The 23,854-nt window shown below is 42.8% G+C and carries 22 protein-coding genes; 5 read left to right on the top strand and 17 right to left on the bottom strand.

Going from position 1 to position 23,854, the window contains the following annotated elements:
* Positions 1-256: 256 nt before the first annotated feature.
* A complete protein-coding gene (locus tag V1502_RS03555) occupies positions 257-982 on the bottom strand; it encodes a hypothetical protein (protein WP_409253020.1) in 726 nt (241 codons plus the stop codon).
* Between the two features lie 768 nt (positions 983-1,750).
* Here V1502_RS03555 and V1502_RS03550 point away from each other — a divergent pair.
* Complete coding sequence (locus V1502_RS03550; RefSeq protein ID WP_409253019.1) at positions 1,751-3,280, top strand: glycine betaine uptake BCCT transporter; 1,530 nt, start codon at positions 1,751-1,753, stop codon at positions 3,278-3,280.
* Between the two features lie 127 nt (positions 3,281-3,407).
* On the opposite strand, the gene V1502_RS03545 is transcribed toward V1502_RS03550, so the two are convergent.
* The 10 genes from V1502_RS03545 to V1502_RS03500 form a co-directional block, all read right to left on the bottom strand.
* Positions 3,408-4,826 (bottom strand): sensor histidine kinase, encoded by a 1,419-nt coding sequence (locus V1502_RS03545; protein ID WP_409253018.1) that lies wholly within the window; start codon positions 4,824-4,826, stop codon positions 3,408-3,410.
* The gene (locus V1502_RS03540) at positions 4,816-5,520 is read right to left on the bottom strand and encodes a winged helix-turn-helix domain-containing protein (protein WP_409253017.1); all 705 of its coding nucleotides are present in this window, start codon (positions 5,518-5,520) and stop codon (positions 4,816-4,818) included. The genes V1502_RS03545 and V1502_RS03540 overlap by 11 nt, the downstream gene beginning before the upstream one ends.
* A gap of 940 nt (positions 5,521-6,460) precedes the next feature.
* The gene (locus tag V1502_RS03535) at positions 6,461-7,333 is read right to left on the bottom strand and encodes a hypothetical protein (RefSeq protein ID WP_409253016.1); all 873 of its coding nucleotides are present in this window, start codon (positions 7,331-7,333) and stop codon (positions 6,461-6,463) included.
* A gap of 242 nt (positions 7,334-7,575) precedes the next feature.
* Positions 7,576-8,241: a peptidylprolyl isomerase gene (locus V1502_RS03530; RefSeq protein WP_409253015.1), complete on the bottom strand. Its 666-nt coding sequence runs from the start codon at positions 8,239-8,241 to the stop codon at positions 7,576-7,578.
* Positions 8,231-8,452: a hypothetical protein gene (locus V1502_RS03525; RefSeq protein ID WP_409253014.1), complete on the bottom strand. Its 222-nt coding sequence runs from the start codon at positions 8,450-8,452 to the stop codon at positions 8,231-8,233. Before V1502_RS03525 ends, V1502_RS03530 begins: the two co-directional genes overlap by 11 nt.
* Positions 8,453-8,513: 61 nt before the next feature.
* On the bottom strand, positions 8,514-9,791 hold the full coding sequence (locus tag V1502_RS03520; RefSeq protein ID WP_409253013.1) for a S1C family serine protease: 1,278 nt from the start codon (positions 9,789-9,791) through the stop codon (positions 8,514-8,516).
* A gap of 684 nt (positions 9,792-10,475) precedes the next feature.
* Positions 10,476-10,796, bottom strand: coding sequence for a hypothetical protein (locus V1502_RS03515; RefSeq protein WP_409253012.1), 321 nt, complete (start codon positions 10,794-10,796; stop codon positions 10,476-10,478).
* A complete protein-coding gene (locus tag V1502_RS03510; protein WP_409253011.1) occupies positions 10,769-11,431 on the bottom strand; it encodes an NUDIX hydrolase in 663 nt (220 codons plus the stop codon). The genes V1502_RS03515 and V1502_RS03510 overlap by 28 nt, the downstream gene beginning before the upstream one ends.
* A 20-nt stretch (positions 11,432-11,451) precedes the next feature.
* Positions 11,452-11,898 (bottom strand): threonine/serine exporter family protein, encoded by a 447-nt coding sequence (locus tag V1502_RS03505; RefSeq protein ID WP_409253010.1) that lies wholly within the window; start codon positions 11,896-11,898, stop codon positions 11,452-11,454.
* A 103-nt stretch (positions 11,899-12,001) separates the two neighbouring features.
* Positions 12,002-12,763, bottom strand: coding sequence for a threonine/serine exporter family protein (locus V1502_RS03500; RefSeq protein WP_409253009.1), 762 nt, complete (start codon positions 12,761-12,763; stop codon positions 12,002-12,004).
* Positions 12,764-13,039: 276 nt separating this feature from the next.
* Between V1502_RS03500 and V1502_RS03495 the strand changes: the two genes are divergently transcribed.
* On the top strand, positions 13,040-13,912 hold the full coding sequence (locus V1502_RS03495) for an STAS domain-containing protein (RefSeq protein WP_409253008.1): 873 nt from the start codon (positions 13,040-13,042) through the stop codon (positions 13,910-13,912).
* Between the two features lie 79 nt (positions 13,913-13,991).
* Here the strand turns inward: V1502_RS03495 and V1502_RS03490 are convergent, their stop codons facing one another.
* Positions 13,992-16,397: a M14 family zinc carboxypeptidase gene (locus V1502_RS03490; RefSeq protein ID WP_409253007.1), complete on the bottom strand. Its 2,406-nt coding sequence runs from the start codon at positions 16,395-16,397 to the stop codon at positions 13,992-13,994.
* 271 nt (positions 16,398-16,668) lie between these two features.
* Between V1502_RS03490 and V1502_RS03485 the strand changes: the two genes are divergently transcribed.
* On the top strand, positions 16,669-17,454 hold the full coding sequence (locus V1502_RS03485) for a CAP domain-containing protein (protein WP_409253006.1): 786 nt from the start codon (positions 16,669-16,671) through the stop codon (positions 17,452-17,454).
* A 183-nt stretch (positions 17,455-17,637) separates the two neighbouring features.
* Here V1502_RS03485 and V1502_RS03480 read toward each other — a convergent pair whose 3' ends face one another.
* From V1502_RS03480 to V1502_RS03460, 5 genes are all read right to left on the bottom strand, one after another.
* Complete coding sequence (locus V1502_RS03480) at positions 17,638-17,832, bottom strand: hypothetical protein (protein ID WP_409253005.1); 195 nt, start codon at positions 17,830-17,832, stop codon at positions 17,638-17,640.
* A gap of 40 nt (positions 17,833-17,872) precedes the next feature.
* Positions 17,873-18,448: a general stress protein gene (locus tag V1502_RS03475; protein WP_409253004.1), complete on the bottom strand. Its 576-nt coding sequence runs from the start codon at positions 18,446-18,448 to the stop codon at positions 17,873-17,875.
* A gap of 128 nt (positions 18,449-18,576) precedes the next feature.
* Positions 18,577-19,806, bottom strand: coding sequence for an aminopeptidase (locus V1502_RS03470; RefSeq protein ID WP_409253003.1), 1,230 nt, complete (start codon positions 19,804-19,806; stop codon positions 18,577-18,579).
* A 331-nt stretch (positions 19,807-20,137) separates the two neighbouring features.
* On the bottom strand, positions 20,138-21,331 hold the full coding sequence (locus V1502_RS03465) for an MFS transporter (RefSeq protein WP_409253002.1): 1,194 nt from the start codon (positions 21,329-21,331) through the stop codon (positions 20,138-20,140).
* Positions 21,332-21,751: 420 nt separating this feature from the next.
* Positions 21,752-22,003: a sigma-G-dependent sporulation-specific acid-soluble spore protein CsgA gene (locus V1502_RS03460; RefSeq protein WP_409253001.1), complete on the bottom strand. Its 252-nt coding sequence runs from the start codon at positions 22,001-22,003 to the stop codon at positions 21,752-21,754.
* 186 nt (positions 22,004-22,189) lie between these two features.
* Here V1502_RS03460 and V1502_RS03455 point away from each other — a divergent pair, with 186 nt between their 5' ends.
* Both V1502_RS03455 and V1502_RS03450 read left to right on the top strand, forming a co-directional pair.
* Positions 22,190-22,843 carry a nucleoside deaminase gene (locus tag V1502_RS03455; protein ID WP_409253000.1) on the top strand — a complete coding sequence of 218 codons (654 nt, stop codon included), beginning with the start codon at positions 22,190-22,192 and terminating at the stop codon, positions 22,841-22,843.
* A gap of 81 nt (positions 22,844-22,924) precedes the next feature.
* Complete coding sequence (locus tag V1502_RS03450) at positions 22,925-23,650, top strand: DUF421 domain-containing protein (RefSeq protein ID WP_409252999.1); 726 nt, start codon at positions 22,925-22,927, stop codon at positions 23,648-23,650.
* The last annotated feature ends 204 nt before the right edge of the window (positions 23,651-23,854 follow it).

Genomic DNA, 23,854 nt, shown 5'->3' with positions numbered 1-23,854 from the left:
CCCCATCATTCATGGATGTTCATATATATTTCGGAATCCGTATTTTATCCTATTTATTATAAAGGCTTCCCCTGATATTTCAAAATAGTTTGAACCTGATGTTACTTAACGCTTTAATACTTTAAAACCCTAAAAGGGACAGTCCCTCTTAGCGCTTTAACGCATTACCGCACGAAGAGGGACTGTCCCTTTTCGTGCGGTAGTGTACTAAAGTGGTTAGAGCATAAGAAAAAGGCGGACTATACAGCCGCCTTTTCTATCCCACACTTAACAGCAGGATCACATAGGCAATTCCTCCAAGCGCGAAAGCCCAGAAGCTGCTTTGCCGTTCCTGAGGAAGCTCCTCTTTCAACACGTTCAGAATGATACTTCCTGATAAGAATGCAAATAACAGCGCGAGCAACGCTTCAGGAATTTCAGTTAAAAATCCGATGGCCCACCCAATGACAATCGCAAAGGCAAGCAGCCAGCGCCCTTCCCGGTCATATCTTTCCTTATGGTGCTCCCGGAGGCCAAAGTCCACCACTACAAAATGAAGGGCCATGGCTATTCCGTATAACATCAAGTTAAGCAGGCCCGTTTCTTCCCTATGAACAAGAAGATATCCGATCAGGCCGTTGTATATAAAAAACGAACTGATATGAAGCCAGAACGCTGACTTCTTTGGTCTATGCACCACTTCTTCATTCTCCTTCTTGGAGTCCTGGACTACCTTCTCCAGCCCATAGAAAATGACAAGACCGAGCATTGCCAGTAAATAGGCGTGATGTTCAAGAAATGCAATTAACTCAACCGATTCTGCAATCGACTCCTGATGTTCATTTAACTCAGGCAGTATGTGAATAAATACATAGGCTACAGACACCCCGCCGGCAATCGAGAGGAATTTACTCCTTGGTATCGACTCCAAAAACACCATTTTCCTGGCCATCAAGTGTACAGCTGCCAGCACAATCGCCAGAATTAACGGCATCCACTCCATATTTACGCCTCCTTTTTGGTGTCTGTTTTCCCTTAAGGATGGCGGGGTAATCGTGTGTTTAGCATAAATCTGGCAGTGGGTTATAAATGCCTTAGTTTTTTTAAAAGGCTCTTTTCGTAAACATTGTTGCTATTTAATACAAATTTTAAAAAATCTACTTAATTAACCAGGAATAGCCTGATAAACAAGGAAGAAAAGAGCTAATTCACCTCTTTCAGAGACAAAAGCACTTGTCTCCAAGGGAAAAATCCGGCTCTTTGGATTTTTCCGAGAGCAACAATATATACGAAAACAGCGTTTTAAAAAGTAAAGTAATTTATCAGTTTGAAAGTAGTGGTGGATTATCGAGTACTGAAAATTCTATATAGTTGGGAGTGGTGCATGTATTTACCTCTTTTGCTAATTAACTTATATCCAACATATAGATACCTATACGTACTAGCTCCTTCCTTTGCTTGCAGCACATTAAGGGGCACACACTTGATGAATACAAATAAGAACAAAGGTCATAGAGGAAATTTTCAGGACCTTTGCAGCAAAAGGATACTAGCTGGAGATGGTTAATGGCTTTCAAATGAGAATGAAGGCGTATTCACAACCATTCCCTAGTAATTGTATACCTGACATGGATAAACTGTTCTCTATGTTGAAAATTGCGAAATTTGACGAAAAATGAAGACTACAGGCATTTTTCTATTTATTCAAAATATGGTTTAATGAATATTTGTACTAGTACTTAAGATTATCTATTAAAGTAGTAAAGGATTGATGCAAATGGATAGGTCCGTTTTTAGGATCTCGGTAGGAATTGCAGTTATTTTTGTTCTAATAGGGGTGTTGATACCTGAACAATTGGGATCTGCAATGAACGTAGCAAAAGGATTCGTACTTGAGAAATTCGGCTGGTTTTATCAGCTGGTCGCCACCTTTTTCCTCATATTTGCCGCGTTTATGATCTTCAGTAAATATGGAAAAATCAAACTAGGAAAACAAGATTCACAACCTGAATTCAGCAGACCCACCTGGTTTGCTATGCTATTTTCGGCCGGAATGGGAATCGGTCTTTTATTTTACGGTGTCTCTGAACCGATCGCTCACTTTTCCTCGCCACCTGTAGGAGAAGGCGGGACGGCCCAATCAGGAATTACAGGAATGCGATATACCTGGCTTCATTGGGGACTGCATGCCTGGGCGATCTATGCCATCGTTGCATTGGCACTGGCTTATCAAAAGTTTAACAGAGGTGCTCCTGGATTAATGAGCGCGACTCTTCATCCTGTGATTGGTGAAAAGGTGAAAGGCCCAATTGGTAAGACAATTGATGTTGTCGCCGTGTTTGCGACATTATTCGGCGTTGCAGCATCATTAGGATTGGGATCTCAACAGATTAATGCTGGACTGGAGTATCTGATTGGAATTCCGAACAACTTTTTTGTCCAGTTCATCATTATGATGATTATCACTGTACTTTTCATTGTTTCAGCGACTACAGGCATTTCGAAAGGAATCAAGTTATTAAGTAATATCAATATGTCATTAGCTGTCTTATTATTTATTGCCATGCTCATACTTGGTCCAACGTTATTCTTAATGAACATGTTTACCACCACCATGGGCAGCTATTTGCAAAACGTCGTTCAAATGGGCTTGCGTTTGTCCCCTTTCAATGCGGATGAAGCTGCTTGGACCCAGGGCTGGACTGTGTTCTATTGGGCTTGGTGGATTTCGTGGACTCCATTTGTGGGAATGTTCATTGCACGTGTGTCTAAAGGACGTACCATCCGTGAGTTCACGATTGCGGTCCTATTAGTTCCAACCCTTGTCTGTACCTTATGGTTTACTGTATTCGGCGGGACGGGAATCCACCTTGAGATGATGAAGGGCTTGGATGTTTCAGGACAAAGCCTGGAAACGGCTCTATTTTTTACTTATCAACATCTTCCGTTCGGCGCAATTCTATCGGTGTTGACTGTCGCTCTTATCACGACTTTCTTCGTTACATCAGCCGATTCCGCAACCTTTGTTCTAGGAATGCTGACAACAGGGGGTAAATTAAACCCTGCTAACAGTGTGAAAGTGGTATGGGGAATTATCCTGGTCGCATCCACACTTGTTCTGATGGCGTCCGGCGGCCTGTCAGGACTGCAGACAGCTATCATCGTAAGTGCGCTTCCGCTTACATTTGTCGTGCTTGTCATGTGCTATGGCTTGCTCAAGCAGCTTAGAGAAGAATATGACGTGCAAAGAAATTATGTGAAACCTAAGGAAAAGGGTAAATTAGTTCAAAAGGAAAGCTAAGGAAATTCCTGTCCCAACTGGATGTCATCATTGCAAAGGGACCTTACCACTTGCGAACATGACCAGCGAGCCCTTGGATTCTATACCTCTCCTAAAAAACAAACAAAAAGAAGGCTGATCAAATTGATCAGCCTTCTTTTTCTTCAAGCGGCAAGCGGATGACAAACTTTGTGCCTTTTCCTTTTTCACTGGTAACATCGATGGTTCCTTTATGCATAAGTAACAATTGTTTTACAATGGAAAGTCCCAGACCGAATTCACCGTAGGGATTATTGGTCCGCGACAAGTCGGCCTTATAAAACCTCCGCCAAATCGACTGAATTTCTTCCGGATCCATTCCCATTCCGGTATCTTCAATTTCGATGATGGTCTCTTCCCCGGAAGCAATGCCTCTCAGCCAAATCGAGCCGCCGGTAGTAAACTGGATGCTGTTCTTCGTAATATTGATCAGAATTTGGATCAAGCGGTCGTAGTCTGCGTATACCTCGACTGTTGAATCTGCCACGATATGGATTTCATTTTGTTTTTCTTCCGCCTGAAAGTCAAGCTGCTCTTTGATGACCTCAAATACATCGAGCAGCGGCACGCTGACTTTGTGGATGGAAACCTGGTTGGAGCGTATTTTTTCATAGTCCAGGTTTTCATTTACGAGCCTGATCAGCCTGCGGGTTTCCTGGCTGACCAGCCCAAAGCTTTTTTCCTTTTGTTCTTCGGGAATCATGTCGTTACGTATTCCCTCAATGACACCGCGGATCGTCGTCAAAGGTGTTCTTAATTCGTGCGAGACATCGGCCATGAACTGCCTTCTCCGATTTTCCAAGCTGTCAATTTCTTCTTTGGAGGCACGCAATTTGGTGACCATATTGTTGAAGTCATCAGCAAGGTCACCGATTTCATCAAAATTGGAACTCGGCACATGAACGTCGTAGTCCCCGGAGGATACAAGGGAAGTCGCATCCCTTATACGCTGAATCCTTTTCACATGAAGTTTCGATAAAAACAGGCTGATCAAAAGTGAAATCGCCAATGATATGAAGACAATATACAATAAATATTTATTGATTTCACTCAGCATTTCCCTTGTTCCGCTGATGGGAGAGATCAGAATCAATCCGCCAGCGAGCTGGTCATTGATTATTCTCGGCATGATGACTAGCGATACTGCCTGGTTAAAACGGCCAAAATCCTTTTTGAGCGGCACCGTTTCACCCCGCTCGATCTTTTGCCACTCGTCCTCAGACAATTCTATACGAGGGTAAATACCTCCACGGGAAAAAGATACAGCCCCGTTTTGATTAAAGGTAATCAGATCAATCTTCCTTGCTTGAAGCAGATTGCTGTACTCTTCTAAATAAAGGGGCTTCCTTGGGCTGGGCCTTTCCAGGTCTGATAAGATTTTTTCCCCGTACGAACTCAATTCCTCTACTTTGTTTTCGTATACAAGATTTTCGACATAATGGGAAAAAAGGGTCCCAAGGATCAGAAAGGCGATGATCAGTACGCTCGTATGGCTGAGGAGCAGCTGATATAAGTACCTAATTTTCATCATCGGCCGCCGATTCATCAAACTTATAACCTACTCCCCAGACGGTATGCAGATAGGGTTTCTCTTTACTTCCGATTTTGTTCCGGAGCCGCTTGATATGGACATCGACCGTCCGCTCATCTCCATAAAAATCATAGCCCCACACGCGTTCGAGCAGCTGCTCTCTTGAAAAGACCTGGCGAGGATGCTGAGAAAGGTAATAAAGCAAATCGAATTCTTTTGGAGTCAAGTTGGTCAGGGGTTCCCCTTTCAGGAGGACTTCCCTTGTCTCTTTGCTGATTTGGAAGTCGGCTGTTGAAATGTCAGAATTCCCGCCAGCATTGTTTTTCTCCCCTTGATACCGGCGGGTAACAGCCCGTATCCTTGCCATCAATGCCAACGGCGAAAATGGCTTTGTGACATAATCATCCGCACCGAGTTCAAGCCCGAGCACCTGGTCAGATTCACTATCTTTCGCTGTAAGCATGATGACCGGTATGTGTGACCCTTCTTCCCTGATTTTCCGGCAAATTGTTACACCGTCCATACCAGGCAGCATCCAATCCAGTATGACCAAGTCCCATTCGCCTTCCTTATAGCGTTGGTACCCTTGCGTGCCATCATGGACAAATTCCCCCTGGATGCCTTCTTTTATAAAAAACATCTCCAGCATGGATGTGACACTTTCATTGTCTTCTACCACCAGCACTTTCATAAATATCGTTCCTTTCCCCGTTTTCACTCACGTTCTTAGTTAAATTATAGTCTTTTTTACTGATTCCTTCTAATAGTTTTCCCTTACGAGTCTCATTGGAAACAATACGAAAAACCCCCGCAAACTTCGCGTAAGCAGTTCACTTTAGAGGTACAAACCATAAAAAATCATCGTCATGAGCATACGACTTCGCACCATTATTCGTATGCTGTTTTTTGTGGATAGTACAGCATATCTTGTACTTTTAACTGTGTATTCGTATCTAAAATCGCATCACGTCTTCGCAATACAGAAATAAATTTTGCAGTCTTTTGATTTACGTGACGAATTCACTTGAACCGATTTTATCCACTATGGTTCATTCGTTTTCATAGGGAATAAAAAAACTTACCTTCAAATTAAGCCCTTCGTTTGTACAATAGGAAGTTCTTTATTCCAGGCCCCCTACACCGTAGAAGCAAGGATCAAAATAGTAAAAGCCATATCATAAGGGGAAAAATTCCCCTTATAGAAGTAATGTCGAGGAAAATAGGTCAAATAAGGGGAAAATCTACCGCTATTAACCTAAAAAACATGAAAATTTGATTACTGAGCATGCTTAACGGTAAATCCTCCCCTTATTTACCTCTCTTCAGCTAAATTCTGCAGCTTAGCGGAAAAAATTCCCCTTATTTTAAGTCCCCTTTCTCCTCCCTTGGTGAAAGGGCTTTATCATGTGATTTTTATAACGAAAACATAGTAAAAAAGCAGTCCGGTTTGAACTGCTTTTTCTAGTTTTACACTCCAAAACTGAACTACTTAAAACTTCGCGGAGATTTCCTTTTTATAAGGGACTTTTCTAAAGCTCTATTTGAGTTCAAGGGATAAGCCCTTATACCTAAGGTGAAATCCGGTCCTTTGGATTTTTCCGATAACAACAATCTATACGAAAACAGCTGTTTTATAAAGTAACTTCAGAGTCTGCCCCTGATTCTTCTGAATTCTTTTCCATATGTGAACCAAAGCCTTTTCCGTGTCCGTGATGGCCTATTTTCCCTCCATGGAAGAAGAAGTCTTTTTCCTTATTGAAAGGGAAGATATCCAATTCTTTTGCTTCATCGGCATGGTCGGTCATGATTTCTTCCATAAGCTCTTTTGTGGATTTTCCTTCGGTCTCGATTCCCAATTCCTTAGCTGCCTTTAAGATCGAAGCATCAAAAACTTCACGTTTTAATTCTTTTGTTTCTTTTCCTTCTGTGTCGATTCCAAGCTCTTCAGCCTGCTTCTGCAAAGCTGTTTCTCTTACCTCATCAGCCAGTTCATCCAGTTCCTTGCCTTCTGTTTCAATCCCCAGCTCTTCGGCTTTCTGTTTGACCAAAGCTTCTCTTACTTCCTGAGCCAATTCCTCCTGCTCTTTCCCTTCGGTCGAAATGCCGAGCTCTTTCGCTTTCTCCTCTAGCTGGGCCTGGCGAATTTCCTGCATGATGGCGCGATGTTCTTTTCCTTCTGTTTCAATTCCATATTCTTTCGCTTTCTTTTCTAACTCGGCTTCCATTACCTCTTTGGCAAGTTCGCGTGTATCTTTGTCAGTTGTATCAATTCCCAGTGCTTTCGCTTTTTCTTTTAGTTGATCCCCGTCAAAGTGGAACTTACCATGACCATGGCCGCCTCCGCGATGATGATGCCCGCCAAATGCTTGCGCCTTTTCTGTGCCGGCAGCCGCTGCCTCAGTTGATGGTGCTGTTTCATCTTCTGCAGCAAGGGCCGGAATGGCTCCAAGAATCCCCACAGTAAGTGCTCCTGTCAATACGTAAGTAAGTGTCTTTTTCTTCATGATTACATTTCCTCCTTTTTTATGCTAAAGCATTGAATCTATTTATGTAACTGATATGCAGGCAGTGATTCAACCCTCTGCACTATCAGTATCTCCTGAAGTTATTGCCAAATTATGAACAATTGATTGCCGGTTCATTAAAGTTGTGGATTTTGAAGACAGAATGCGCAGACACGGGGGACAGTAGCTGAAGCCCCCGCCCCTCTTCTCAAGCTCATCCACGCTATCATCAGAAAATGCTTTTACAGCAGATTCTCGATTTTATATTCTGCTTTTTGTTCTTCAAGCCAAACCGGGTACTCCGTTTGAAGGGCCTGATCGATTAAAATCTCTTGGATTTCTTCCTTATGATCCTCAAGGACCGCTTCTTGAGCTTCTTTTTTATCTGTCACTTTGATGATATGGTATCCAAACTCCGTCTCAACCGGATCACTGATGTCCCCTGTTTCCATAGAGAATGCTTTTTCTTCAAATTCAGCAACCATTTCACCTTTGGCAAAGAATCCAAGTTCTCCGCCGGTTTCCGCATTCGATGTATCGGTAGAGTATTCTTTTGCCAGCTCGGCGAAGTCCTCACCGTTATCCAGTTTTCCCTTCAGTGCTTTGGCTGTTTCTTCATCTTCAACCAGGATATGACTTGCTTCTACCTGCTCTTGCTGGGCAAATGCATCCTTATTGGCTTCAAAGTATTCTTGTATTTGATCATCTGTTACAGAAACTCTGTCCTGAAGCAACTTCTGTGTTAACAAATAGGATTCGATATTATCTTTGACACTCTCAAGGCTGGTGCCGCTCGCTGTCAAAGCCTGATTGAAGGCCTCTTCATCTCCATAGGATTCTTTTATTTTTTGCAGCTCGTCCTCTATTTCACTGTCTGCTACCTTTATCTTCTGTTCGTCACTTTTCAAGCTCGACAATCTTGTCCGCAATCAACGTGTCAAGCGCCGCTTCTCCATACTGATCGACTAACATTGAGTAAAGGTCGTCTTTGCTTATGGACTTGCTTCCCACTTTCGCCACTACATCCTCTTTTGCGTAGATAAAGCCAGTAATAATCAAGCAGACGACTACTACACTTCCTACTAAACCTAGTAATTTGATAGAATTGTTCTTAATCACTTCATCGCTCTCCTTTTAAAATCAGTAGCGGGTGCCTCATCCCAGGCACCCTTAATATTCCTTAGTTAATCATCGCATTGCTGGTCAATGTTAACGTGACGTTCATCTTTTCTGCGCCACGGTAGATTGTCATGTCAATCCTATCTCCCACTTTCAGGTCGGAGTATAGAAGTCTCCTTAAATCTGCAGGTGTTTCGACTGCCTGTCCGTTCAGTTCAGTAATCACGTCCCCTGCCCGGATGCCTGCTTCTGCTGCCGCTGATGTTTTATCAATATTGGCAACAATGACTCCTGCCGTCACTTCATTTGGAAGATCCGGCAAATAACTTCGGGGAACATCCGCCAGGCTTGTCATTCCGATACCAATGTAAGGGCGCTCCACTTTTCCAGTCTCGATGATTTCATTGACAATCGGAAGAAAGTCTTTACTTGGAATCGCAAATCCAAGTCCCTCTACACCCGATGTTGATATTTTCAAGCTGTTGATTCCAATAAGCTCACCCTCTGAATTAATCAAGGCGCCGCCGCTGTTACCCGGGTTGATCGCTGCATCGGTTTGAATGACATTCAGCTCCGATTCGCCTGCGGAAGTTGGGACAGCGATCGTCCGGTCAACCGCACTTACGATTCCTTGTGTGACCGTTCTTGATAAATCAAGTCCAAGCGGGTTTCCGATGGCAATAACCTGTTCCCCTGCGCGCAGTTCAGCCGAATCTCCAATTTTCAGCAGGTTGTCCCCATATTTCCCATCAACTTTCAGGACTGCCAAATCAGTCAGGGGATCTGCACCGATCAGCTCGGCGGTCGTTTTTTGCCCATCATATAGGGAAACCTCAATATTTGAGGCGTTTTCGATTACATGGTTATTGGTGATAATATAGGCACTGTCTCCCTCTTTCTTAAAGAGAACCCCTGAACCGGTTCCTGCTTGCGCTTCCTGGGAAGTTCCGGTGTATCTGTTGCTTTGCTGCTGATAGTTCACAATGCCGACAATCGCCTTTGACGCCTCTTCGACGATGTTTGCCACATCACTGACTGCAGATACGTTTTTAGCGTTAATACCTGATGAATCTGCTGAAGTCTCTGCCTGTTGAGTGACTCCCGCCGTTTCCTGAATCGTGGTCGGTGCAAAGTTTTGATAGTAATCAGTCTGGGGCAGAACTGTCAGAGTCAGGACCGAACCGATAACACCGGCTCCTACGGTTGATAGAAAACCTCTTCCTTTTGATGGCTTTTTCTGTTTTTCGGATCCTTGCATATTTGCTTTAGCCACATTCTCTTCTGTTTCTGTTACTTCTGTATTTAAGATTTCTTCGTTTTGGTTGTTTTGTTCAAACATTCTAACTCCTCCTCTAAAAGGTGTGGTCATTTATATAAAATCAACTGTTGTGTTTTTTTGTTTTATCTTGTTGCTTGATTACATCTTAATGGGCAAATATTACGAAATTATTAACAATCTATGTACAGGTTGGGAAGTTTTTATAAACGGAAAACCTTTTTTGTTAAGGTTGTTTCGTCTAGATTTGTGTTCAGAAAAATCCTCTGTGCCGGAATTCCCCCTGGTTAATATTTTTTTCTCTCTGAACAGGGAGAGCAGCTCTTTTCTCACTTGATATTCCCTTGGATTTTAGCTGGATTCTTTCATATTAAGTAGCAGGCAAAGTTTAAGAAAAGAGCCTTGTTAATCAAACGTTTGATTAATAAGACTATCTCCTTTTCAATGTTGCATCATAAGGTACACACCCCGGCTCTGACGGTTAAAAATACGCAAAAAAGAACCGCCTTTTGCTGGCGGTCCTGGCACATCATTCTATAATTTGATTTTGTTCATTATAAAGGGTGATTTCAGCTGGGAAAGCAGAAGTCAGTTCCGTAGGAAGTTTTATATATTCCAATATTACAGGTTGTTGAGAAACATCTATAGAGAAGCTGTATTCTTCGTGAATCAGCTTTGCTTCGCTTGTATCTATATTGAGTTCACTGTTTTTCCCAATCAGAACACCGTACGTCCCATCATGTGTCGTTACGTCTTCATACCATACATCATTTGTTCCATAACCAGAATCTTATATTTATTGTTGAGCCCCTTTTTTAAGTGGGAACTTCCAATGTTACCATTTTGCAATTGAAACATCACAATAAAGGAACTGGTTTCATCCAATTGAACAATTTTCTTTACCTCCAGCTTCTTCTCGACTGTTTCTCCACGGTTAATGAAATATTGGACTTTAGTTTGGACCGATGTCTTATCATCTTTTACATTGTACTGGCTATAGTAATACATCAGGTACACTGTGCCGCCCGCAACAAGCAATACTAACAACAGGATGACATTGTTTTCCATCCCTCTGCTTCCTTATATATATGTACTTTTATACTGTCGAGGACTGCACGATAATAAGAATCCTCATGAGGCACAAAAGCAGCCTTTTCAGCTCTCAGTGTTTTCAATTCTTTTTCACCGCTGTCAGTAAGATGGAAACCGTTTAACTCCACACTGGTTATCTTCCGGTCAATCAGCTGCTCAAAATCGTCAAGCTCCACCCTGTAGATTCCCGATACTTCTTCCGGCTGCAGGGAGAAGTCACCCATTATTCCAGAAAACTCATAAAGAAAAAGATACGCTCTTTCTCTATCAATAAAATCTTTCATTATTACTTCATAAGGAATCATGCCTAACGATGTGAGTTCTTCGTATTGTACCGCTATCCCCGTCTCTTCCCTTACTTCCCTGATTCCGTCTTCAAACGTTTCATGAGAAAGGATATGCCCGGCAGCTGTAATATCAAGCAGATTAGGATAATCTTTCTTATCCATGCTTCTCAGCTGAAAATAGAGAAAGCAATTGTCATTTTCCCGCTTGATGAACCAGCAGTGAAAAGTTTCGTGCCAGTGCCCTTCGCGGTGAACTTCATCACGCCCAGCAACACCTATGTGATTTCCTTCTTTATCAAAGATATTAAGAGCTTCTTTCTCCATACACCCATCCCTCTTTTTACTCAGCCTTTTAATGTACTCAGCTTCCGGTTCCTTATCACCTGATTAATGACTTCCGAGAAAATTAACCCGATGGCAATCGAGCCTGATATCATAAATGCCTTCGCCGCAAGACTGATGGCCGCATTATAGTCATTTTGCACAAAATTTCTCATAGCGTCATATGCCATCCCTCCCGGAACAAGCGGGATGATGCCAGCGACACTGAAAATGATGACCGGTGTTCGATAGATTTTAGAAAAAATCTGGCTTAGGACGGCGATTAAGAACGATGCTGTGACCGTTGCAAGTACGATATCCATCCCTTTCACTGTCATGACAAAATAAATTACCCACCCAAACATCCCGACACTGCCGCATTTGACAAGAGACTCCCTTGGAGCGTTGAAGATGATGCCAAATGCCGCCGAAGCAATAAAACTTGTAATAATTTGTTCTATTATATACACCGCAAAGGAGCTCCTTTCATACTTGTTTTAGTATGTGATGTCCTGTCTGGGTTCTCACCCCAAGCAGGAAATATTAATGGTGATCCCTTAAGAAAGAAAATCTTTACACAAAAGTAAACACAATCGCAATACCCGATCCTATGGCAAAAGCCGTCAGAAATGCTTCTGCTCCCTTCGATAAGCCTGACACAAGATGTCCCGCCATTAAATCCCGGACCGCGTTGGTGATGAGCAGACCCGGTACAAGGGGCATGACCGAGCCGATAATGATTTTATCCAGTTCCAATCCTAAACCGCTTAAAACAAATCCGTAGGAAAGAAGGCCAATGGTAAAGGAAGCCAGGAACTCGGCAAAAAATTTAATTGGTACCACTTTATGAAAATAGATTAAACTCAAAAAGCCGATTCCGCCTGTGAAAACCGCTGGAATAAAATCATGCCAGCTTCCCTGAAACATGATAAGAAAACAGCCGCTGGCAATGGCAGCAGCAAGAATCTGAATATAGAAAGGAAACGGCATGGTAGCTGCATCAGCCTCTTCCAATAACGTATACGCTTCATCGATGGAAAGCTCCCCGCTGCTGATCCTTCTGCTGATGCTGTTGACAACGGTCACTTTTTTCAGATCCGTTGTCCTCTCCGAAATCCTGATCAGCTTGGTTTTAGTCGGTTCCGAGGTTTCTATGGAAAAGATGATACCTGTAGGCGTTACATAACTGTGCGATTCTGTTATTCCAAATGAGGCAGCGATCCTCATCATTGTATCTTCCACCCGGTAGGTTTCCGCACCGCTCTGAAGCATGATTTTCCCCGCGAGAAGACAAACCTCCATAATGTCATATCTGATCTCCATTTGTTTTTCCATTCACGCCATCTCCAATAAATTCCTTTAAAGTTATGTAGGTACAATTTTAATGGATAGCCTATGGAAGAAGCAACACTTTATTGCTTTAAAGCATGAAGAGGGACAGTCCCTCTTCACGCTTTAAAGTGCTAAAGCCTCCTGCCCATTAAAAAGTCGGAAATCAGACATTCCCCAACCAATTCAGAGGCATTTTTTTATTTCCCCGCCTTCTTCATTGACTTTAGTGACTCTTTTTCCGAAAATAATAAACAGACATTAAAATACCAAGGAGCTATTATGGACATAAAAACAAAAGCATTATACGATTATTTGATAGAACATACCCCTTCGTTTACCCAGGAGTGGTTGAAATGTCAGGAAATCCGTACTGGCTCTCACTACTCGCTCGATGCCCCTCCTGAAATTCAAGAAAAGATAAAAGAGCAGAACGGCAAATATTTTAAGCTTATGGCCGAATCTCTATTCCGAAATGAACAGGAAATGAAAAAAGCCATTTCGGATTGGACAAAACAGACTGCTTCCCAGCGGGCCAACTCGGACACTTCCCTTTCAGAAGTGACAAGAAACGGGGGGCATTTCCGCAGACTGATGCTGAATTATGTTGAAAGGTTCGCTGAGCAGACTGAGCACCAGGTCACGATCAAGGACTTGATGGACTGGGTTCAAAAGATGAACATTGCATTTGATTATGTTATGGAAACCTTTACCAACAACTTTCTGAATATTCTTCTGGACAGATTGTCCTCACAGTCTAATTTGATCAATGAATTGAGTGCCCCCGTCATTACACTCACTGATAATGTTGGTCTTCTTCCCATTATCGGGGATATAGACACCACCAGGGCAAAGAGTATACTGGAAACCACTTTACAGCAAAGTACAGAGGCAGGGATTTCCTATTTGATCATCGACCTGTCAGGAGTGGTCATGGTCGATACTATGGTCGCTCAGCAGATTTTCCATCTGATTGAATCCCTCGCTTTAATAGGTGTGCAGACGATACTAACAGGTATCCGTCCTGAAGTAGCGATGACCGCAATTCAATTGGGAATTGATTTTTCTGAAATTCAAACAGAAAACTCGTTGAAACGGGTCATCTTAACATTAGCCAAAAAGCTGAACAGAGACTTGGAAACTGGACACGAATAACAGATCATTAGTTATCCACAGAGGTGCTTATGACCCCTAAACAGCAAAAGCCTTACGGGATTCCCGTAAGGCTTTTGTGTTATTGATAAATAGTATTGGACAGGAGGCGGAACAGGTAGTCCGTATGATCGCGGAAACCTGGTTCCAATCCGATAAGCGTTACATCTTTATCCTGTTCTTTTACAATGACTGGCTGGCCTTTGGCATTCAGTTTGGACTCACCTCTCCAGAACCCTGCCACAAAGAAATCTTCACTATTTCCGTAAGAAGCCAGTACTTCCTGGCCGTTTAAGCCGGTGAACCAAGCCGGTCGGTACACAAAGCCAATATCATTCTTCTTGTACCCATCTGCAATAAAGGAATCTCTATAGTCCACTTTTACAATCCCATTACTGTTGCTGGCTCCTCTATTGACGGTTACATCTGTAAGCCCCAGCGTTTTGGTTGCAGAAGCCGAAAGGGCGCCTACAGAGATATATTTACCACCGCTTTCAACAAACCCGGCAACGTTTGATTTAAAGCTTTCGAATTGTGCAGAGTCTTTCAGGACAAATTCTTTATTACCGTCCCTATCTTGTTCGCCTGATGTCGAGATTAAGGCATTGGTTCCGCTGTATACGAAAACATCGTAACTCCCCAGTCCCTCTTCCGCGACTTCTTGCGGGGACAATTCGGTCACATCAAACCCTAACCTGGAAAGGGCCAATTTCGTTCCGGCATGGGATTGCTGCTTATTCATCCCGCCATCCTTTAAAATGGCCACCTTTACATCATCTACGGTTTTATATTCCTTTGGCAGCTTTGCAGTTTCCAATGTCAATCCTGATTCCGCCACGAGCTTTTTAAGTTGAGCTCCCGGCTGAGCATTCACATAGAAATTCCCGGCTTCTCCACGGTAGACTTCAATGTTATGCTGGAGGAGTTCGTTCACCAGCTTCACAGCTTTTACAGAGGAATTTGGAATAGCATAAGGTCCTTTTCCTTTCAATCCGCCTTGAGCATTCACCTTATTGACTTTAACGGATGCTGCCTGGAGTTGTTTATCGACCGGAACAGCTTCAAATCCCCATAATTCAGGCAGGCTCCACGCAGAAATGTCGTACATGGCCGTTGTGTCCTCAGAAATATCTTCCCCATCCCATAACATCGTATTGGCCAGTCCCGCTTTTGCCTGATCCATTTTGACAATATAGGTTCCCGCAGGATATTCATTGCCTTCAGCCGTGAATGACTGCTTCACTTCTTCAACCTCAATATCATTTTTCAGAAGATGTTCCACCGCTTTTTCTGTTGCTGTTGGGTCTGTTTGGTCTACTGGCAATATATAACTTTCAGGGAAAAAACCTTCGTCATGAGTTGGGTGATCAAAGTCTATCCCCCGTTTGAACATTTCAATCTGATCCTTGATCATTTCCGTACGATTTTCAGTAGCAAACTTCAACGCTCCCATTACTGCATCGTACGTCCATTTCACCCCGTCCTCATCATTGGTAGGCGCTTCTAAAGTATGGCCATAAGCACCATGATACATTGCGTACATAGGGGTGAATATCGGAGGATAATCGTCCCATCCAGCAGTATCATCACGGTAAGGGATATATGTACCCGTCATATTTTCATAAAGGGCTCCTTTAAATTCACTGCTGCTTCCAGATACAATTTCAGCTTCCATGGCTTCAGCCTGATCTAATGCCCACTTTTCAAACAGATCGTATTCATAATTCGGATTATGAGGCGGTGTACAAGGTTCTATCAGACCGGGTTTGCCGGCTCCCCCATACCCCTTTACGTATCCATGCAGATCAAGAAGCACCATTGGATTCCACTCTGTCATCAATTCGACGGCAAGTTCTGTTTCGGGCTGTGATTGTGTAATGAAGTCCCGGTTAAGATCGATTCCATTTCCATTGAATCGAGTTCCGTCAAAACGTCCATCCGGATTGGCGACCACATTTACAATGATAATATTGTTTTCTAAGATGGATTTCGTTTCCGAATCATTTTTGAATGCCATTCTCTCAATCAGTTGTAATGCCGCATCCGTGCCAACATATTCGGTCCCATGGATGGAAGCATTAATCATCACCGGGACTTTAAAATCCGGGTTTTTATCAATCCAGTCCTGTGCTTTCCCAGGGTTTTTAAACATTTGCTTTCGCAATGCCTGAAAATGTGAATATTTCCCGCTTGCACTCGGGTCTGAAATCGTGACAACAAACATGTCATGGCCCGCAGCGGACTTCCCTTTGACTTCCAGGGTTATACGATTGCTTTCCTTCTCGATTTTTTCCAGCTGACTTTTAATCTCTGAATATTTAACAAAATTATAGCTCTCACTGTTGAATAAACTTCCCGACGTATTCTCTTCTTGGCTGAATGAAATGCCTGTGCTGTCTTTTCCTTGATTTGCCATCACTGAAAAAGGCACTGATGCCAGCAGGCTGACACTTAGTACTCCCGCAGCCACCTTTTGATTTAACGCCATTTCATAATCCCCCTTCAATTATCATTTCGTGGAAAATTATAAAAAATATGAATAAAAATACAATAGTTATAATTAACCACTTTTTGTAACACTTAAAACAAAGCAATCGAACACTTTGCATACGTAATAAAAATGTATAAAAAAAACACATTATTGTATGTAAACAAAAGACTGATTCAGTTGACAGAATGCAGTTTTTACCTCTTTAAAAAATCCTGCAAAGGAGCATATTAATAAATGGTCAACAGACCTAATAAAGGAGGTTATTACAATGAAGATAAAAATGAAGTCTTTTTTCATATGCGCACTGGCACCGCTGATGATTTTGACAGCTTGTAACGGGAACGGAGATAATGAACTCGCAAATCCACAGGATGTAAATTATGATCCTGTAAGCTTTACCGGCGAAAACCCTAACATGAATAATAATGGGAATGGCGCAGCACGCACAAACCGCAACCTTGAAGATCCCTCTGTACAGCGCCAAGGCAGAAACCTTTTCACACAACGCTTTACAGTTCCAGTGGATCCTAGGAACGGCGGACAAAATCTAAGACAATTTGCCGGACAGGGAAATCAGTATAATGGACAAGGTCAAACTGCTCAAGAACCTGAAACTCCTCAGCAGCCGGCTGATAAAAATGAACAAAACCAAAATGCCGAAGCTGGCAATATGGATGAATATGTACAGCAGGTAATCGACTTAACCAACGGTGAACGAAAGAAAAATGGCTTGCCGGCATTGAAGCCGCATGCAGAGCTTTCTAATGTAGCACGCATCAAGTCAGAGGATATGGTTAATAAAAATTATTTCTCTCACACATCACCAACTTACGGATCTCCATTTGAAATGATGGAAAACTTCGGCATTGACTATAGTACAGCAGCCGAAAACATTGCAGCAGGCCAGGAAACACCAAAAGAGGTTGTTAAGGCTTGGATGGAAAGCCCTGGACACCGCAAAAACATCATGAACCAACAAGTTACACATATCGGTGTCGGATATGCCGAAGACGGCGGAAGAGGCATATATTGGACTCAGATGTTTATTAAATAAAAAGCGGAAGTGCCCCGCTCAGCGGCGTACGGACTGTACCAGCCCCGAATTGAGATAAAGGAATCACGAAGAGCGTTAGCGATTCGATGTTCATTTCCCTAGGATTATGAGTCAACTTTGTATGTAACATCCTTGATTACGAAAAAGCCCAGAAGCCGGCTTTTTCTAGGAACTTCTTTGAAATTAAGCGGGGAAATGAACTAGATGACTTATCGCAAAGGAGGGGATGGGCAGTACGATAGCCGTTGGGGCAATGGAGCTGGATTCATAAAAAGCGGAAGTGCCCCGCTCAGCGGCGTACGGACTGTACCAGCCCCGCGTTGAGATAAAGGATTCACGAAGAGCGGCAGCGATTCGATGTTCATTTCTTATTGGCATCAGGAAAAACCCCGGCATTGCCGGGGTTTTTCCTGATGCCTTACAGGTTTGTACGGCCAGTATTGTTTACATGCACACCTTCTGGATACGTGTGGGTATTCAAGGAATTATTTTCTGAGAAGTGGCCATATACTCGGTCTCTTCGATCTTCATCCGCTTCAACGAGTACGACAATATGACCTTTATTTAGATGATCCTCATATTCTTTGGCGTGTTCTTCAGGAATCCCTGCTCCTGTCAGGGCTCCAACAAGTCCGCCACCACCGGCACCAATTGCTGCACCGCTCAATGCTGTTGCCAATGGACCTGCGGCTGCCAATACACCGACACCAGGGATTGTCAATAAGCCGATTTCAGCAATGATACCTGCGATACCACCGAGAACCCCGCCGGTACCGGCACCGATACCAAAGCCTTTACCAGCATTCTTGCCTCTGCCGCTTTCGCTTTCTGTTACATGGCTTCCTGTTTGATGCTCAATGTCTTTAATGTCATCATTATCTTTTGCAAAAATGGAAATGTCTTCTTTGGAGTAACCTAAATCATGTAGAGCATTAATGGCACGAACCGCTTCCTCTTCGTTCCGAAACACTCCGCCAACAATTGTCTTGCTCACTTTTATCCCTCCTAAAAAGATATCTTCATTATTTGAATTCCCTGAATACTTAGAGCTAAACATGAATTTTATCACTTTTGCCTCTAAATCCATTCAAAAAAAGCAAAGGGAGCACCCTTCGCTTTTTTCTAAAACGCCCAATTCCCTTTTCTAAAAACTGCTTCTTTGCTTCCATCTTTATAGATTCCATCTATGTCCATTTCATTAGAGCCAATCATAAAGTCCTCATGTACAATGCTGTCATTCAGCCCAGCAGCTTTTTTCTCCTCCTCAGAGAGTTCCCGGCCTCCCTCAAAGCAAGTGGGATAAGAGGAACCAATCGCCAAATGGTTGGATGCATTCTCATCAAATAATGTGTTAAAAAACAGGATACCCGTATCCGATATGGGAGAGTTATGCGGCACTAGTGCTACTTCCCCCAAGTATCTGGCTCCTTCATCCGTTTCAAGGATTTTTTCCAGTAGCTCCTGCCCTGTTTCCGCCTCAGCCTTGATGATTTTCCCCTCTCTGAATGTAAGCTTGAATTTGTCAATGACATTTCCCTGATAGGCCAATGGCTTCGTGCTGGACACGTAACCTTCCACCCCACTTTTAAGCGGGACGGTATATACTTCTTCAGTTGGCATATTGGCAATGAAGGTCGTCCCTGCTTTATTGGTCGAACTTCCAGTCAGCCACAAATGCTTTTCCGGCAATTCAATGGTTAAATCGGTTCCCGGCGCCGAGTAATGCAGCTTCCAGAAGTGTTTTTCATTCAACTTTGAGGCCTTGGCCTGTAAAGCCTCAATATGTTGTCGCCATTCATTTACCGGTTCCTCTTCATTAATTCTGACCGCCTCAAAAATGGTGTTCCATAAAGCGGGGACCCTTTCAGACTCAGGCATTTCCGGGAAAACTTTATCTGCCCACTTTTGTGATGGCATCGCAATGATGGACCAGCTGATACGGTCTGTTTCAATTGCATCATAAAAACTCTCAAGTGCATTTCCCCTTGCTTTTTCATATGTCAGTAATCTTTCTGGTGGGATCCCTCTTAACAAATCAGGATCATCTGCCTCCACCTGCAAGAATGCTCCTTCTTTTTCACCGACAGAGTCAAAAGCAGCCGCAAGCCATTTCGGGAATTGTTCAAAGGCAGAATCAGGAGCAAGCTCATAATGAGTCCTTTTCACCTCTTCATCAAACCATTGCACATGTACCTCCCCTGCTCCAGCCAGGTATGCCTGCTTTACGATTTTCCTGACCAGTTGTTCTGATCCTGTTGGTGCAGAAATCCATAAAAATTGTCCCTTTTGAATATTAATAGCGGCTTTTACAGCAAGTTCAGCATATTTATCAAGATTTCGTTCAAAATCCATTCTGTTTCCTCCGTTCAGTTTTCCATTCTATTTCACTTTATCAAGCAGATGATCACCGTTGCCTGCTCTACTAATAGGCATGGAATTAATGTGTTTGATTTAGTCTGCGAGGATTGTATAGGGGTGACTGTATGTCGGTGCCGTCGATTCAACGGCACCAGCAAAATACCACCTTCCCAACACCTTACGCTTATACACACCTAAACATCAAGAACAACGCACTCTTTGCCGCTTTAAAGCGCGAAGAGGGACAGTCCCTTTTAGTGCTTTAAAGCGCAAAAAGGGACTGTCCCCTAAGGTGCTTTAAAGCACTGAAGACTGTCCCTTTTCCTTATGCTGAAGGTGATATTTGTGTTTGCTGATGCAGTTTCTTTCCTCTCGCTTCTTTAATAGTAAGAATCATGGCGATCAGCAGGAAGGCACTAGATATCTGAAATAGTGTTCCCGTTCCGACAAACTGGGCCAGGACGCCAAATACAAGACCGCTCAAACCGATTCCAAGGTCAATGGAAGAAAAGAACATTCCATTCGCCACCCCTCTTCGGTTTGAAGGAGTTTTGGAGAGCACCCATGACTGCAGAGTCGGGATCAATGAGCCGAATCCAACCCCGAACAACACGCCCGCAATGATGATTAAGAGATTTGAGTGCGCAAAGGACAGGACCCACATACCGACAAACGTAACAGCCGTACAGAAAAGCACCAACCCAATCGGCCCTTTCTCATCAAACCACTTTCCGGCAAAGGGACGTGAAAGTGAAGCCATTATTGCATTAAATAAATAGAAGAGGAATATCTGATCAATACCGCGTTCTTCCCCAAAGATCACAATAAACGTCACAATGGATCCGTATCCGAAAGTAGCAATAACGGTAATGATCGCCGGGTAAATGCTCGACTTTTCCACAAGTGAACCAAAATAAGAGAATTTCAGGTCTTCTTTCCTAGTTTCACTGACCGCCTGCGGTGTTTGGTAATGAACAATGCTGAGCAGTACAAGAGCAATGACTCCCAACGCAGCCGATATTATTATCAGGTTTGAAAAAGATGTGACCTGGAATAGAAAGATTCCCAAGCTCGGCGCAATAATCATGCCGATTGTAATGGATAATCCATAATACCCCATCCCCTCACCAAGTCTTGAATTAGGCACGACATCCACAGCCGCCGTACCATTCACCGTCGTGGACCATCCCCAGGCAAGACCGTGTATAAAACGGAATAACAGGAAAATGACAACAATCTGTGAAAGCGGGTAAATCGCAGTGATTAAAAGCAGGGAAACCGCCCCGATTATCACCAGCGGCTTCCTCGACTTATATTCAAGCATATAGCCGATGAATGGCCTGCTCAATACAGCGCCAATTGAAAACAATGTTGTCACAAGCCCTATTTCCAAGCCAGAGGCTCCGAGGGATTTAATATATGGAGGCAAAGTGGGAATCAGCATTTGAAAGGACATGAACACAAACAAGTTCCCAATCATCAGCATGATGAATGATTTGGACCATAGTGTTTCTTTCATTATTAGTACCTCCTGTCACGGCCATGTTTCAGGCCTTTTTTTACAAGGCTTTTTTCTAAAGCTTTGTTGCTATTTATATTAAGTTCAAGAGATATAGCTATATTTCATACAAATTATCCCGGTAAATAAGAAAGAAAAGAGCTAGTTAGATAAGCCCTTTTACCCGAGGGGAAAATCCGGCCCTGTGGATTTTTCCGATAGCAACAATCTATACGAATACACCGTTTTACAAAATAAAAAACAATCCCCTCCAAGGGAGATTATTCTTTCATCTTAATAATATTTCGGATTACTAAATAATAGCACAAGCACCCGGGAATTGAAATATGTAAAAAGAACCTTCTGCCTTAAAAAAACTGGCAGAAGGTTCTTTTACTCTGATGCTATTTTAAAAATGAAATTAACTTTGCCATACCCACTTCAATACAATAGCTCGTAAACCCCATTCAACTGATAACCGCGTTCAAGGTCTCCTGCATCATTCGCATGATTGATTTCATTATCCAGGATATTCTCAAGGGAACGGATTTCCTCCTCGCTTAATCCTTTTACAAAAGCACCTTCCGACGGATAATGTCCATGCTCGATCTTCTGGTAAATTCCCATCATCATTTCATTTTCTTCTGTATAATTCGAAAGTACTTCCCGTAAATACGCTAAATTTTGATCCAAAACGCTTCCTCCTTTAAACTGCCTTTTATAAATTTAGGATGACTAATAATGCTGGAATTATGCGGGCACAGATTGGTTTTACTCACTTTGCGAATTTCTTCAGCAACTTCCTGATTTTAACTATCACGTTTGAAATCTCTTTTATATAATAGAGGAATATTCACCAGAATCTGGAGTGTGATATGAGTGTGGAATAGTTTACCTAGGGCATGGAAAAAATGTTTTGAACAGGCTTGGATATCGTATTGCAGCGGTTCCTTTCCCATCGGGGCGGCGATTACGGATGAAAATGGAGAAGTCATTGCCACCGGCAGAAACAAAGTATATGAGCAAGCGCACGAAGAAAGACAGGTCTGTGACAACAAGATTGCTCATGCAGAGATCAACGCTATCTTACAAATCAATAACCTTGAAACCAATACAAACAGAAAGAAATACAGCATTTACTCTACCATGGAACCTTGCGCGTTATGCTTTGGAGCCATCGTCATGTCCAGCATTAAAAACATTCACTTTGCCGCGGGGGATGGCCTCGCCGGCGCCACCAACCTCATTAAAGGAAATGACTATATTTCCGGCAAGAATATTCATGTAACCGGCCCCATCAAAGAACTGGAAATCGTTCAACTCGTTCTAAAAACAGATTTTATCCTCCGCAGGGGTCATGACACTGAGCGGATCATCACTCCATGGAGAGTGGACTGTCCGGAAGGTGTCAGGATTGGAGAAGAATGGTATAAAAATGGAACATTGCAGCATGCAAAAGAAAGCGGAAAATCATTTGGCGAAATATTTGATGAAATATTAGAAGAAGCCGCGAAAATGGGGGAAATCCTTTAAGCCCATTCCCCGACCGTATAATTATTCCTCCTTGGGAAAAATTAGCTTTATCAGAATGAAATGGTCAGGGAGGTTGAGCAAATGTTTGAAGCACTAAAAGAAATTCTGGCTGTTTTCTTCAGGGTCATCACCATTCTGCCCCTTCTTTTATTTATCACAATTTATATGGGCAAACGGGCGATTGGCGAACTGCCTATCTTTGATTTTCTTATCATCTTGACTCTTGGGTCGGTAGTCGGTGCCGATATTGCTGAGCCAAAAGTCCAGCATCTTCCAACCGTCGCCGCCATCATTGCCATAGGCATTCTGCAAAAATCCGTTTCTAAATTAAAAATTGCCAACAGGAAAATCGGCAGGCTGCTGACGTTCGAACCAACCGTCGTCATTCAAAACGGAAAACTGCTTAGGAAAAATCTAAAACAAATTCAATATTCCGTTGACAATGTACTTCAAATGCTCCGTGAAAAAGATGTCTTTGATATCAATGACGTAGAAACGGGCATCATTGAATCAAGCGGTGCGCTCAGCATTTATAAAAAAACACAGAAACAAACGGCAACAGCTGGTGACCTTGGAATCATACAACCTTCAAAAGGAATTTCCGTCCCTGTCATCATGGAGGGCACTATTTATCAAAATGTCCTTCGTCAATATAACGTTAACGACAATTGGCTGAAACAGCAGCTGAAATCAAAAGGAATTCACGATACAAATGAAGTCTTTTTTGCGGCGATAAATAAAAACCTGGATCTGCACATCTCCCTAAAGGAGGAAAATCCACACAATGTCCCGTCTGTATATCATTAAAGATTTTCCCAAAAAGTGCGTGGTACAAATGGCTGCTTTGTACTAGGCACCTTTTTTGTACTGTAGCCTCCAGCAGGAGATTCTGGCTTTCGATCATCCGTTTTTGAAGTTTTATCCCCTTCTTAACTTCAATGCCTATCAACAACTTTCAGCGTCAATTAACAATTACTGTATTGCCCCTAAACTTAACCTCCCAAATAAACC

Origin of the sequence: Rossellomorea sedimentorum, assembly GCF_046237645.1 — a bacterium.
In the GTDB taxonomy this organism is placed as follows: Bacteria; Bacillota; Bacilli; order Bacillales; family Bacillaceae_B; genus Rossellomorea; species Rossellomorea sedimentorum.
This window is presented reverse-complemented; position numbering and strand designations above follow the sequence as displayed.